The following is a 13527-nucleotide window of genomic DNA, read 5'->3' on the forward strand; positions in this document are numbered from 1 at the left end:
CAAAATCCACTCAGCCGTGGAAGACCGTCTGGGACCGGCGCTCGTACCAGGCCGTCAGATGCTCCCCGGAACTGATGACGTGCTCGCGCATCAACTCATCCGCACGGTCGGCGTCATGCGCAGCCAACGCCTCGATCACGGCCTCGTGTTCACGGATGTTGAGCTGCCGATGGCGTTCGTCACCTGCGAGGGCGAGCGAGGAGACGTTGCGCGGGAAGCTCTCGTTGATCCGGTCGATCATCCGGGTCAGCCAGGGGTTGTCGGCCGCTTCGCAGATCACCGTGTGGAAGCAGTCGTTCGCCGCGGTGGTCGCGGCGCTACCGCCCCCCGTCCCCTCACCGGCGGCCCGCGCCACCGCCTCGCACAGGACCGCGTTGTGCTCGCGCAGTGCGGCGAGCCCGCGTTCCGTGATGCGGGAGGCGGCGCGCCGGGCGGCCATGCCCTCCAGTTCGGCGCGCACCTCGTACGCCTGCCGCACCTCCCAGGGCGCGGGCACCCGGACCACCGCACCGCGGTTCGGCTGCATCTCGATCAGCCCACCGTTCTGGAGCTGACGCAGCGCCTCGCGCACCGGTGTGCGGCTGACCCCGAACTCGGTGGCCAGCGCCGCCTGGCGCAGCGGTTTGCCGATCGCCAGCTCGCCGTTCATGATCCGCGCGCGGATTCGGGCCGCGATGTCGTCGACGAGGGGCTCGTCGTCAGTCTGAGGGGTCATGGGAGTCGGTCAAACCCTTCTCGGGGGCGGTCGGGGGGTGCGCGGTGGTGGAGCAGTTTCCCACGCGGCCCGGGGCGTCCACAGCCACACACTTTTGGATCCACTTCCATGATATCCGCATCCAATAGGAGGGCCGCATGAATCTGGACTTCGCCAAGGCGATCGACGTGTCCGTTCCCATCCACCCCGGCATGCTGCACTGGGGCCGCCGACCCGAGGTGGAGATCGTCGAGTCCCGTACCGCAGGCGATCCCTCCAATGTGAGCCGCTGGCGCATCGGCGCCCACACCGGCACCCACATCGACGCTCCGGCCCACTTCATCGACGGCGGCAGGACGGTCGACCGGCTCGACCTGTCCGCCCTCAACGGCACCGCCCGCGTCCTCGATCTCACCCACGTCAAGGAGCAGATCACCGCCGCCGATCTCGACGCGGCCGGTCTCGGCACCGAGGAACGCGTGCTGCTGCGCACCAGCAATTCCGACGGCGTGCTGCGCAGCCCGTGGAAGGCCCGGCAGTGGGTCGGACTGGCCCCGGACGGCGCGGAACGGCTCATCGAGGCCGGCGTACGCACCGCGGGCATCGACTACCTGAGCATCGAGGCGGTCGCCTACACCACCCACTGGGAGACCCACCAACTCCTGTGCGCGGCCGAGGTGTTGATCCTGGAAGTGGTCGATCTGCTGCACAGCCCCGCCGGGGTCTACGACATGATCTCCCTCCCCCTGCCCTTGCAGGGCGCCGAGGCAGCCCCCTCCCGAACCGTGCTGTTCCCCAGGGACGAGGCATGACAGCCTCCTCGCCGCTGATCCTCGCCGCACCGCATCCGGCGGCGCTGGCGGCTGCCCGGCGCGCGGCCGAGCAGGGCGGCAACGCCGTGGACGCGGCGCTGGCGGCAGCCGCCGCTCTCACCGTCGTCTATCCCCACCAGTGTTCCCTGGGCGGTGACTTGATCGCGCTCGTCCACGCACCCGGCGGCTCGGTGCGCGCGGTGGTCTCGGCGGGGGCCGCCGCACAGTCCGTAGACGTCGATGCTCTGCGCGCGGCCGACGAGCGGATGCCCGCGCAGGGTCCACAGACGGTGACCGTGCCCGGCGTGGTGGCGGGCTGGGCCGCGCTCGCCGAGGCCCATGGCACACCCGGTGCCCTGTCCGCCGCGCTGCGGGACGCCGCCGACCTGGCCGAGGACGGGGCCACCGTCTCGGCGGGTCTGGCTCGTGCCGTCCGCGAGCGGGCCCCACAGATCGCCGCGGACCCCGGGCTCACCGCGCTCCTGACCGGGCCCGAGGGCGCACCGCTCGACGAGGGCGACCCACTCCCCCAGCCCCGGCTGGCCACCGTACTGCGCACACTCGCAGACGACCCGTCGTCCTTCTACCGGGGCGCGGTCGCCGAGGCATTGGTGAACGGCCTGCGCCTGGCCGGGAGTTCACTCTCCGCGAGCGACTTCGCGGCTCATCGGGCGGCGAGCGTCGAGCCGTTGACGCTGGACGTGGCCGGTACGCGGTGGTGGACCGCGCCGCCGCCGAGTCAGGGGGCGAGCCTGCTGGCCGTACTGGAGACCGCAGCCTCGGTGGCGAAACTGCCCGAACCGGAGCGCACCGGTGTGCTGGCCGTCCGCTGCCAAGACGCCTCGGCGGCACGGGACTTGCTGCTCGGCGATCCGCTCGGCCCCTCACCCGTCGACCTGGACGGACTGCTGCGCCCGGCGGCGCTCGCCGGCGCGCAACCGCCCGAGCCGTCATTCCGGCCCGCCGGGGACACCGTCGCGATCACCGCCGTAGACGTGTCCGGGCTGGCCGTCTCGCTGATCCAGAGCGTGTACCAGACCTTCGGTTCCGGCATCTGCGATCCGGAGACGGGCATCGTGCTGCACAACCGGGGCTCGGCGTTCAGCTTGCTCCCCGGCCATCCGGCCCTCATCGGCCCCGGCCTGCGTCCCCCGCACACCCTCTGTCCCGTGCTCGGCAGGTCGGCCGACCTGCTGCTCGCGGCGGGCTGTCAGGGCGGCCGGGCGCAGCCGCAGATCCTCGCCCAGACCGTCCCCGACCTGATGGACCCGGCAGCCGATCCGGCAGCCGTCCTGGACCGGCCCCGGTGGGTGATCGGTGCCCGCGACATCGGCCACGAGACACCGACCCTGCTGGCCGAGCCCGGATCCGTTCCGGCGGGCGCGTTCCCATCGGTGGTTCCGGTCGTCGTGGCGCCGGGCCGTACCGATCTGGCCGGTCACACGCAGGCCGTACGACTGTCCGCCGGCGGTCGGCTGGACGGCGCCTCCGATCCCCGCGCCGACGGTGGCACCACCTTGGAAGGAAGTTCCCTGTGAGCGCTCTCGCCCCCGAACCCGTACCGGCCGACGCACCGCATCCGCTGGACCCACTCACCGTCACCGAACTCGCCACGGCCGTAGGGGCGTTGAGGGCCGACACCCGGGTCCCCGACGACTCGCGGTTCTGGGGGGTGGCACTGGACGAGGACCACGCCCGCCGTGCCGCGCCCGGGGACACCCGGCGGGCCCGCGCGGTCGTGTTCTCCCCCTCCGTACGCCATGCCTTCGAGGTCGATCTCGAACTCGGCGACAAGCCGCAGACCACCGCCTGGCGGGAGTTGGACGTCCGCAGTCCGGGCTGTTCCTCGGAGGAGGCCCGGCAGGCCGCTGCCGCCTGCCGCGCCGACCCGCGTTTCCGGGAGGCGCTCGCGCTGCGCGGTATCCACGACGTGTCGCTGGTGATGGTGGACCCGGAGTCGATCGGCGGCTTCGAACCGCCCGAGTACGCGGGCCGGCGGCTGACCTGGGGCAGCGTCTGGCACCGCGTCTCCGAGGACGACAACGGCTATGCCCGCCCGGTGCAGGGGGTCGTGCCGATCATCGACATGGAGACCATGGAGATCCTGCACATCGAGGACCACGGGGTGATCCCGTTGTCGGAGGAGTCGGGCGTGTTCGCGGCCGGGACGGTGGCCGAGCGCCCGGGGCTGAAGCCGCTGGAGGTCGTGCAGCCGGGCGGTCCGAGTTTCACCGTCACCGGGCAGCGGATCGACTGGCAGGGGTGGTCCGTTCGGGTCGGCTTCAGCCATCGCGAGGGGCTCGTGCTGCACGACCTCGCCTTCGCGGCGGCCGGGAAGGGCCCTCGCCAGGTGATCCGGCGTGCGGCCGTCAACGAGATGTACGTCCCCTACTTCGACACCGCCTCCACCCAGTACCGCAAGAACTTCTTCGACTGGGGCGAGTACGGCGCGGGCCCGCTCACCAACTCCCTTGCCCTGGGCTGCGATTGCCTCGGTGTCATCCAGTACTTCGACGCGGCCGTGCTCGGCGGCGACGGCGTCCCCCGGATCGTCCCCAACGCCGTCTGTGTGCACGAGGAGGACGACGGCATCCTCTGGAAGCACCACGACGGCCGCACGGGCCGTACGGAGGTGCGCCGTTCGCGCCGGCTGATCATCTCGGCGTTCGCGACCGTCGCCAACTACGACTACGGCTTCTACTGGTCGCTGTACCAGGACGGTTCGGTGATGTTGGAGATCAAGATGACCGGCATCCTCTCCGCGACCGGTGTCGAGGAGGACGAGGCGACGCCGTACGCGCGCCGGGTCGCGCCGAACGTCGCGGTAACCAACCACCAGCACTTCTTCAGCGTCCGCCTCGACATGGCGGTGGACGGCGATCCCAACCGCCTGGTCGAGGTCACCGCCGAGCACGAGCCCGACCCGGTGCTCGACCCGTACGGCAACGCGGCCCGGACCGTGCTGCGGCCGATCCTCAGCGAGTCGGAGGGCGCCCGGCGCACCGATCCGTCGCGCGGGCTGCACTGGCGGGTGGAGAGCACCGAGTCCCGCAACCGGATGGGTGAACCGACCGCGTACCGCGTGCACTTGGAGAACACGGCGGTGCTGCCGGTGCGCGAGGACAGTGTCTGCGCACGCCGAGCGCCGTTCGTGGGGCGGCAGTTGTGGGCGACGGCCTACGACGCGGAGCGGCGGTTCGTCGGCGGCGAGTACCCGAACCAGGCCGAGCCGGGCGCGGACGGCGTCCACAAGTGGCAGGAGGAGAACCGGTCGTTGGACGGCACCGACCTGGTGCTGTGGGCCACGGTCGGCTCGCACCACTTCCCGCGCCCGGAGGAGTGGCCGGTGATGCCGGTGGCCAAGGCGCGGCTGCGCCTGGAGCCCGACGGCTTCTTCGACCGCAACCCGGCCCTGGACGTGCCCGCCCCCGTCTCCTGCCACACGCCGAGCCCCTCGGCCCCGGACCACTGCTGCGGCTGACCGCGCCACCCCTCCCCCGAAAGGCGTCCCATGCGCGAGGAAGAGAACACCCGGCTCACCCGGACCGGGCCCGGCACCCCGGCCGGTGAGTGGATGCGCCGCTACTGGCAGCCGATCGCCCTCAGCGAGGAACTCGAGGGCGCACGGCCGCTGGTGGCACCCAAGGTGATGGGCCAGGACCTGGTCCTGTTCCGTGACGAGGACGGCGAACTCGGTCTCGTCGACCGGGGCTGCCCGCACCGGGGCGCCGACCTGGCGCTCGGCCGCCTGGAGGACGGCGGACTGCGCTGCTGCTTCCACGGCTGGCTGTTCGCCCGCGACGGCTCGTGCCTCGACACACCGGCCGAGCCCGTCGACAGCCTGCTCAAGTCCCGCGTGCGGCTGGGCAGTTATCCGGTCCGCGAGATCAACGGGATCATCTGGGGCTACCTCGGCCCCGGCGAGCCGCCCCAACTCCCCGCCCTGGACTGCTTCCAGGCACCCGTGGACCACGCCTTCGCCTGGAAAGGGCTGCTGGAGTGCAACTGGCTCCAGGCCCTTGAGGTCGGCATCGACCCCGCGCACGCCTCCTACCTCCACCGCTTCTTCCTGGACGAGGACCCCGCCGACAGCTACGGCAAACAGTTCCGCGCCGCCTCCCAGGGCACCGACCTCCCGATGACGAAGATCCTGCGCGAGTACGGCCGCCCCGACATCGACGCCGTCCGCACCCCGTACGGCATCCGCATCACCGCCCGGCGCACGCTCGACGGAACGGACACGCAGGGCCTGCCGATGGACGGCAGCCGTACCCATGTCCGTATCACCCACCAGGTGTTCCCGCACGCCTTCCACATCCCGCTGGACGCGGAGACGGCGATCACCCAGTGGCATGTGCCGATCGACGACAACTCCAGTTACTGGTATGCCCTGTTCACCAGTGTCGGCGGCCCGGTGGACCAGGCGGAGATGCGCCGGCAGCGGGTCGGCGCGGTCACCCTGCCCGACTACCGGCCGCGCTTCGGCCGCGCGAACGGCTACGGCTACGACCCGGTGGAGCAGCGCACGACGACGTACACCGGGCTCGGCTTCGACATCAACGTGCACGACCAGTGGGCGGTGGAGGGGCAGGGGGCCGTGCAGGACCGTACCCGTGAGCATCTGGGCCGCTCCGACAAGGCCATCGTGATGTACCGGCGCATGCTCGGCGAGGCCGTCACCGCCGTCGAGCGGGGCGAGGATCCGCCCCTGGTCCTGTCCGCCGAGGAGGCGGGCCGATTGCACGGGCCGGTCGCCCTCGACGGGATCGGGCCCACCGAGCGCTGGCGGGAGCACTGGACGGCCGTCACTGACAAGCAGCGCGCCGACAGCAGTTGGGCGCAGCCACTGGGAACGGACGGCTGAGCCGCGTGGGATTCATCGAACGCCACGGCCTGTGGAACCCCGAACAGGCCGCCGCCGCACGGGAGATACAGTCGCGCGCGGAGAGCGGTGGGATGACGGTGGTACGGCTGGTCTTCGCCGACCAGCACGGTCTGCTGCGCGGCAAGACCGTCACCGTGGGCGAGCTGCCCAATGTGCTGCGCGACGGCACCGGCATCGCCTCGTCCCTGCTCGCCAAGGACACGTCGGGGCGGACCGTCTTCCCCCTCTTCACCAAGGAGACCCCGCTCGGGCTGCCCGAACTGCGCGGCGCCGCCGACATGGTGATGGTGCCCGACCCGTCGACGTTCCGGATGCTGCCGTGGTCACCGGGCACGGGCTGGCTGCTGTGCGACCTGCGCTTCACCTCCGGCGCTCCGGTCCCGCTGTGCACGCGCGGCCTGCTGCGCTCGGTCCTCGACCAGGCCGACGGACTGACCTACCGCACCGGCCTGGAGGTGGAGTTCCACCTCTTCCGGCTCGACGACCCCCGTCTGGGCCCGGGCGACCAGGGCCAGCCCGGAGCCGCGCCCGAGGTCGGCATGCTCAACCACGGCTACCAGTACCTCAGCGAACTGCGCTACGACGAACTCGACCCCATCCTCGACGTCCTGCGCGCGAACATCGAGGGCCTGGGGCTGCCGTTGCGCAGTCTGGAGGTCGAATTCGGGCCCAGCCAGGTCGAGTTGACCCTGCAGCCCGCCGACGGCCTGGGCACCGCCGACGCGATGGTCCTGCTGCGCAGCGCCGTCAAGCAGGTCGCCGCCCGCCACGGCCACCACGCCACCTTCATGTGCCGCCCCCATCTGCCCGGGGTGTTCTCCAGCGGGTGGCATCTGCACCAGAGCATGGTGCGGGACGGTGTGGGGGTCTTCGCACCGGACGGCGGCGAACTCACCGTGTCCGGGCCGCCGTTGTCGCCGTACGGGACCGCCTTTCTCGGTGGACTGCTCCGGCACGCGCGGGCCACGAGCGCGTTCTCCACGCCGACTCTCAATGGTTTCAAGCGTTTTCGCTCGCTGTCGTTGGCGCCGGACCGTGCGGTGTGGGGAAGCGACAATCGCGGGGCGATGGTGCGGGTGCTGGGTGACGATCCGTCAAGCGCGCGACTGGAGAACCGGATCGGGGAACCCGCGGCCAATCCCTACCTCTACCTCGCCTCCCAGCTCGCCGCCGGTCTCGACGGGGTCGCGGGCGGCATGGACCCGGGCCCCGCGGCCGACGAGCCGTACGCCGCCAACGCCGAACCCCTTCCCCGTTCGCTGGGCGAAGCCCTCGACGCGCTGGAGGCGGACCAGGCGCTGGCGACCCGCCTCGGCAAGGACTTCGTCTCCTACTACACGGGCATCAAGCGCGCCGAGATCGACCGCTTCAGCCAAGAGGTGACCGACTGGGAACAACGGGAGTACTTCCGTGTCTTCTGACCTCGACTCCCCCCGCGCGAACACCGAGCGCCTCCTGGTCCGACAGGCCCGCTGGATCGCCCACGAGGTGCTGGAACTACGCCTGACCCGGCCCGCCGGCGGCGCCCTCCCGGCCTGGGAACCGGGCGCGCACGTGGAGTTGACCCTGCCCTCGGGGCTGCGGCGGGCCTACTCGCTGTGCGGGGACGTGGCGGACACGGAGGCATGGACGGTCGCCGTGCATCGCGTGCCCGAGGGGCGGGGCGGCTCCCGGGAGATTCACGAAACCGCCTTGGTGGGACGGGAGTTGGAGGTACACGGGCCGGTAAACCGCTTCCCTCTGGTGCCCGCGGAGGGCTATCTGCTGCTGGCCGGCGGCATCGGCGTCACCCCGCTGCTGCCGATGGTCCGTGAGCTCACCGCACGCGGTCTGCCGTGGCGGTTGGTCCTCGGTGCCCGCGACCGGTCGCGGCTCGTGTACGCCGAGGAGTTGGTGGAGTTGGGCGGCGACCGGGTGCTGCTCGTACCGCAGGACGAGGCGGGTCTGCCGGACCTGGCGGCCGAACTCGCCGCCGCCCCGGCCGCGCACGCCGTCTACGCCTGCGGTCCGCAGCCGATGCTCGACGCGGTGACGGCGCTGTGCCGCACGGCCGACTCCGCGCGGGCACTTCACCTGGAGCGCTTCACCGCGGCCGACGACACGGTCTCGGGCCGACTCGCAGTTCCGGAGGGTGAGTTCGAGGTGGTGCTGAGCCGTTCGGGGCTGCGGCTGACCGTGCCCGCCGACCGTTCCGTACTGGACGTCGTACGCGAGAAGCTCCCGGACGTCCCCTTCTCCTGCGAGGAGGGCTACTGCGGCAGTTGCGAGACGGCGGTCGTGGCCGGGCTCCCGGACCACCGCGACTCGGTGATCGAGCCGTCCGAACGCACCGCCGCCACTACGATGATGATCTGCGTGAGCCGCTCCGACTCCCCGGTGCTGGAGCTGGACCTCTAAGTGCGGCCTTTCGCAAGGGTGGTCGAGGAGGGCGCGGGGGCGGTAGCGGCGGACGTCTTCGAGTTGCCCCGGGGATTGACCTGTGCTGGGACCATCAGCCAGACCGTCGGTTCCGTATCCGGTGCCGTGCCGCCCACACAGCGAGGCTGATGAGGGCGACAGTCAGCCAGATGCCGACGAATGCAGGTGGATCGCTCTCGTGTGCGTCGGAAGCGGCGATGCCCGAGACAACGGTGACCGCGCAGGCTCCGGCGATCATCTTGCCGGTGAGCGGGAACCCGTCTGCGGCGCGGCCCCGGGCCTGCTCATGCGTCCTACGGCGAAGCCAGACGGCGATGTACAGCGCGAGCACCCCGCCGGCCGGCATGCTCAGGCCGGCGCCCAGGTACAGACCCGGATTCAACGTCGGCGCCTCAACTGTCTGCTGAACACGCCCGTCGAAGGTGATGTCGGTGCGGCGACCGTGCCAGACGACCACTCCAATGCGGTCGCCCTTCCGCAGCCTCGACAGGACAGGGCCGGAGTCGCCGAGGACGATCCTGCCGGATACCGACGCGGGACCCGCGACCTCCACCCAGTAGGTGCCGCCATGACCGTTGGAGTAGTCCTCCAGCTTCCTGACCACGGCAGGGACGCCACGGGTTGCCGGTGCGGCTTCGTAGGCTCGCGCGGTGGAAAGGCTGTGGCGATAGGGCACCGCGAGCACGGCAGCTCCGCCGAGGACGAGGAGCAGCGCCAAGGCCGCCAGCCCCCACGCCCGTCGCCCCGCTTCCCAGGTACCGCCCACCATCGCCTCCCTGGGAGGTTCGACGCGGCACAGCCAGGGAGGGTTGTACCCACTCACCACAGCGGCACGGTTGGCAAGGTCCGCTACAGCAGGGGCCGTTCGCCGAGGCGGTCGCGGAGGCCGGTGCGGAGGGGATCGTCGTCGGGCAGGCCGAGTTCGTCGGTGAGGGCGAGGGCACGGGCCCAGACCTCATGGGCGGCGTCGGGCTGACCGGCACTGTGGTGGCTGTCGCCGAGGCAGAGCAGGCAGTCGGCTTCGCTGCGGCGTTCCCCGGTGGCGCGGAACAGGGCCGCCGCCTCCCGGTAGCGGTCGACGGCCTGTCGGTGACGGCCGAGTTGGTGGTGGATGTAGCCGAGGCTGTCGGAGATGTGGGCCTGTCCGTCCACGTCGCCGGCCTCACGGGCGAGTTCGAGCGCCTGCTCGCAGTGGGCCAACGCGCTGTGGTGTTCGCCGAGATGGGCCTCCAGCCAGCCGATGTGGTTGAGCGCCGCGGCCTGTCCGGCCCGGTCGTCCGCCACCCGGTAGTGCTCCAGGCTCCGGTGGGCGTGTTCCAGCGCCAGTCCGTGATTGCCCTGGGTTCCCGACATCCGTGAAAGATGCTGATGGGTACGGGCCTGCCCCGCGTCGCTGCCCAGTTCGGCGAAGAGTTCCAACGCCTGTAAGTAGTGCTCCCGGGCCGGTTCGGGGCTCTTGAGGCGGTCCAGGGCCAGGCCGAGTCCGCGGTGGGCGCCCGCTCTTCCGACCAGGTCGCCGTCCCGTTCGGCCGCCGCGAGCGCGCTGTGGCCGGCGGTCAGGAGCGCCTCCCAGTAGCCGTGCCGGTCCAGGAAGGTGGTCAGGACGGTGACCAGTCGCCACACATGGCCGTCGAAGCCGGGCGGTGGCTGCCGCACGATCTCCAGCAGTACCGGGTGTTCGGCGACGAGCCAGGCCAGCGCTCTGCCGTAGTCCTCGGGTTCGACCGGGTTCGCCCCCGCTCTGGGCGCGGCGGAGGCGACCGGGTTGGGCTGCGGGGTCACCAGGACATCGGCGGCACGTGCGGAGTGCAGGTAGTGGTCCATCATCCGGTGCAGTGCCGCACGCCGTTCCCACTCGTCGTCGTACGCGGCCACCAGCTCCCCGGCGTAGACGCGTACCAGGTCGTGGAACGCGTACCGTCCCGGAGCGTGCTCGGCCAACAGGTGCCCGCCGGTCAGTTCGGCGAGCAGTCCGCGGACGCGTCCCGGCGGGGCGCCGGCCAGGGCGGCTGCCGCGTGCTGTCCGAGGTCCGGGCCCGGGTGCAGGGCCAGCAGCCGGAACAGCCGGGCGGCGGCCGGGCTGAGCGCGCTGTAGGACCACGAGAACACTGCCCGTACCTGGCTGGCCTCCTCGCCGCCGTCGAGCGCGTCCAGTCGGCCGCTCGCCCCGCGGAGTTCCTCGGCGAGCGTGCCGAGCGGCCGTCGTGGCTGCGCGGCGGCGCGGGCCGACACGACCGCCAGGGCCAGCGGCAGTCCCGCGCACCAGGTGACGACGTCCGCGACGGCCTCCGGTTCGGCGGCCACCCGGCCCGTGCCGAGCCGTTCCGCCAGGACGTCCCGTGCCGCGTCCGGGGTCAGCGGGTCGACCGCGAGCAGATGGGCGCCCTCGGTCGCGGCCAGCCCGGTGAGCCGGTTCCGGCTGGTCACCAACGCCATGCAGCCGACCGCGCCCGGCAGCAGCGGGCGCACCTGTTCCTCGTCGCGGGCGTTGTCGAGTACGACCAGTATCCGACGCCCCGTCAGCAGGCTTCGATACAGGCCGACTTGGGCCTCAAGGCCCGGCGGTATCCGGTCCGGCCGTACTCCCAGCGCGTCGAGGAACCCGCGGACCGCCTCGGTCGGAGCCAGCACCGCCCCCTGCGGATCGAAGCCGCGCAGGTTCACGTACAACTGCCCGTCGGGGAAGGCACTTTCGACCCGGCGGGCCCAGTGCACCGCGAGCGCGGTCTTGCCCACGCCCGCCATGCCCGAGACCGCCGAGATCACCACCGCGGCGAACTCGCCCTCCGCCGAGGCGAGGATCGCCTCCAGCCGGGTCAGTTCCTCGTCGCGGCCGGTGAACCCCCGTACGCCCATGGGGAGTTGGGCGGGGAGTTCCGCCGAGCGGGCCGCCTCGGACGGTTCGGGCCGTTTGGCGGGGCCGGAGCGGTGGCCGCGCAGGATCGTCTGGTGCAACTGGCGCAGTGCCGGTCCCGTGTCGGTGCCCAGTTCCTCCGCGAGCCGTTTGCGGACGGCCGCGTAGCAGTCCAGGGCCTCCGCGCTGCGGCCCGTCTCGTGCAGGGCCCGCATCAGCGCCTCGGCGAGGGGTTCCGCGAGCGGGTACTCGCCGAGCAGGCCGGTCAACGGGCCGATGACTAACGCGGGATCACTGTGGACCGGTTCCGCGCGGGCCCAGCCGACGGCGGCGTCCTGGTGCTGGCGCCGCCAGGCCTCGCGCATCCGGGCCGCCCACTGACCGTGCAGACCGGACAACGGCTCCCCGCGCCACAGGTCCAGCGCCTCGCGCAGCAGCCGCGCCCGCTCCGGGTCGGCCGGGCCCGCGGTCCGTGCCTGGTCGACCAACTGCCGGAATCTGTACACGTCAACCTGGTCCGGTCGGGCCTCCAGAAGGTAGCCGCCGGAGCGCCGCACCAGCGACAACGGTTCCCGCGCGGTCTCGGCGGCCTGCTCGCACACCCGCCGGATCCGGGCGACATGGGCGTGCACGGCGCCGCGCGCCCCGTCCGGCGCGTGTGGGCCCCAGACCCGCTCCATGACCACGTCCACCGCGACGGGCCGGCCTACGTCCACGGCCAACGCGGCCATCACGGTGCGGCGTTGGGGCGGGCCAACCTCCACCGCGCGCCCCGCCGCCGACAGTTCCACCGGCCCCAGCAACTGCACGTCCACCATCGTGTGCGCCACCCCCCGCACAAAGCCTCCTCCCTTCTTTCACAGACGTGTACGCGGCGCGACAAGCCTTCGACAAGGTTTCCCGCCACACACCGGTGCCAGTCTGCTGGGGAGCGAACGGGCCCTGACCGAGGCGCCGTTCGGGCACCACGGCAGGGCCGTCGCCTGGCGGCTGCGCAACAGGCAAACGGGGGCGAGAAGTGTGATCACAGGGGAAGTGATGGCACCTGGGACACGGGTGCCGGTACGGCGGCCGGAGGCGTTACCGGCCGCCACGGGAAACGCCGGCGGAAGGAGCGTGCTGGAGGGTGCCTTCGCGTTGCTGGAGGCGGTGGAGCGGGCCGTGGAGGCCGGGCCGACCAGGCTGGCGTCCGACTGCGGGCTGCCCAAGACGACGGCGTACCGGCTGCTGGAACAGCTGGCGGACCTGGGCGCGGTCGAGCGGTGCGGAGGGAGTTACCGGGTGGGCCCGCGGATGTTCCGCCTCGGGCGGGCCTGGCAACCGCACCCCCGGCTGCGGGCCGCCGCCCGGGAACCGATGCGCCGGCTGGCGAAGCTCACGGGCACGACGGTGGGGATCGCCGTGCTGTGGAAGGGCGAGACGCTGATGGTCGAGTGGTGTCCCGACGACGCCGAACGGCCCGATCCGCTGCAGACCCGGATGACCTGGCCGTGGTTCACCGCGGCGGGCAAGGTCCTGGTGGCCATGGCCGGTCCGGCACCGCTGCTGGGGCCGCTGCCCGCGTCCTGGGCACGGGACGCCGCCGCGATTCGGGAGCGGGGTACCGCGTTCGACCGGGAGGAAGTGGTGGGCGGGGTGTGCTGTGCGGCGGTTCCGCTGTTCGGCACGGGCGCCACGCCCCTGGCGGCGCTCTGTGTCCTCACCGACCCGGCACACCACTTGGAGCGGCTCGCGGAGGCCGCCCGCCGTACCGCCCGGGCCATCGGCATGGGCCTGCGGGGGCGGTGACACCAGGGGGCCGACGACGCGGCCCGGCGCTCGTGCGGGGATGAGCACCGGGCCGCGGCGACGGCCGTGTCCGCGA

General features: G+C 72.2%; 10 protein-coding genes. 7 read left to right on the forward strand and 3 right to left on the reverse strand.

From position 1 onward, the window contains the following. Positions 1-10: 10 nt before the first annotated feature. Complete coding sequence (locus tag OC490_RS25050; RefSeq protein ID WP_262060235.1) at positions 11-715, reverse strand: GntR family transcriptional regulator; 705 nt, start codon at positions 713-715, stop codon at positions 11-13. Between the two features lie 137 nt (positions 716-852). Between OC490_RS25050 and OC490_RS25055 the strand changes: the two genes are divergently transcribed. Genes OC490_RS25055 through OC490_RS25080 form a run of 6 tightly spaced genes read left to right on the forward strand, consistent with a single transcriptional unit; the run spans position 853 to position 8788 of the window. Next, complete coding sequence (locus OC490_RS25055) at positions 853-1506, forward strand: cyclase family protein (RefSeq protein ID WP_262060236.1); 654 nt, start codon at positions 853-855, stop codon at positions 1504-1506. After that, positions 1503-3044, forward strand: a complete 1542-nt coding sequence (locus OC490_RS25060; RefSeq protein WP_262060237.1) for a gamma-glutamyltransferase family protein — start codon at positions 1503-1505, stop codon at positions 3042-3044. Before OC490_RS25055 ends, OC490_RS25060 begins: the two co-directional genes overlap by 4 nt. After that, positions 3041-4987 (forward strand): primary-amine oxidase, encoded by a 1947-nt coding sequence (locus OC490_RS25065; protein WP_262060238.1) that lies wholly within the window; start codon positions 3041-3043, stop codon positions 4985-4987. Before OC490_RS25060 ends, OC490_RS25065 begins: the two co-directional genes overlap by 4 nt. A 30-nt stretch (positions 4988-5017) precedes the next feature. Further along, positions 5018-6370: an aromatic ring-hydroxylating dioxygenase subunit alpha gene (locus OC490_RS25070; protein WP_262060239.1), complete on the forward strand. Its 1353-nt coding sequence runs from the start codon at positions 5018-5020 to the stop codon at positions 6368-6370. Between the two features lie 5 nt (positions 6371-6375). Continuing rightward, on the forward strand, positions 6376-7812 hold the full coding sequence (locus OC490_RS25075) for a glutamine synthetase family protein (RefSeq protein WP_262060240.1): 1437 nt from the start codon (positions 6376-6378) through the stop codon (positions 7810-7812). Further along, positions 7802-8788 carry a PDR/VanB family oxidoreductase gene (locus tag OC490_RS25080; RefSeq protein ID WP_262060241.1) on the forward strand — a complete coding sequence of 329 codons (987 nt, stop codon included), beginning with the start codon at positions 7802-7804 and terminating at the stop codon, positions 8786-8788. The genes OC490_RS25075 and OC490_RS25080 overlap by 11 nt, the downstream gene beginning before the upstream one ends. A 94-nt stretch (positions 8789-8882) precedes the next feature. On the opposite strand, the gene OC490_RS25085 is transcribed toward OC490_RS25080, so the two are convergent. Both OC490_RS25085 and OC490_RS25090 read right to left on the reverse strand, forming a co-directional pair. Next, positions 8883-9527, reverse strand: a complete 645-nt coding sequence (locus tag OC490_RS25085) for a hypothetical protein (protein ID WP_262060242.1) — start codon at positions 9525-9527, stop codon at positions 8883-8885. Positions 9528-9658: 131 nt separating this feature from the next. Beyond that, the gene (locus tag OC490_RS25090; RefSeq protein WP_262060243.1) at positions 9659-12493 is read right to left on the reverse strand and encodes an AfsR/SARP family transcriptional regulator; all 2835 of its coding nucleotides are present in this window, start codon (positions 12491-12493) and stop codon (positions 9659-9661) included. 208 nt (positions 12494-12701) lie between these two features. On the opposite strand from OC490_RS25090, the gene OC490_RS25095 reads away from it, so the two are divergent. Then, on the forward strand, positions 12702-13451 hold the full coding sequence (locus tag OC490_RS25095) for an IclR family transcriptional regulator (protein ID WP_262060244.1): 750 nt from the start codon (positions 12702-12704) through the stop codon (positions 13449-13451). The last annotated feature ends 76 nt before the right edge of the window (positions 13452-13527 follow it).

Source organism: Streptomyces sp. STR69 (assembly GCF_024519455.1).
In the GTDB taxonomy this organism is placed as follows: domain Bacteria; phylum Actinomycetota; class Actinomycetes; order Streptomycetales; family Streptomycetaceae; genus Streptomyces.

Coding starts and splice junctions, on each gene's coding strand:
- OC490_RS25050 (WP_262060235.1), bottom strand. CDS start 715: ATGACCCCTCAGACTGACGACGAGCCCCTCGTCGACGACATCGCGGCC.
- OC490_RS25070 (WP_262060239.1), top strand. CDS start 5,018: ATGCGCGAGGAAGAGAACACCCGGCTCACCCGGACCGGGCCCGGCACC.
- OC490_RS25055 (WP_262060236.1), top strand. CDS start 853: ATGAATCTGGACTTCGCCAAGGCGATCGACGTGTCCGTTCCCATCCAC.
- OC490_RS25095 (WP_262060244.1), top strand. CDS start 12,702: ATGGCACCTGGGACACGGGTGCCGGTACGGCGGCCGGAGGCGTTACCG.
- OC490_RS25060 (WP_262060237.1), top strand. CDS start 1,503: ATGACAGCCTCCTCGCCGCTGATCCTCGCCGCACCGCATCCGGCGGCG.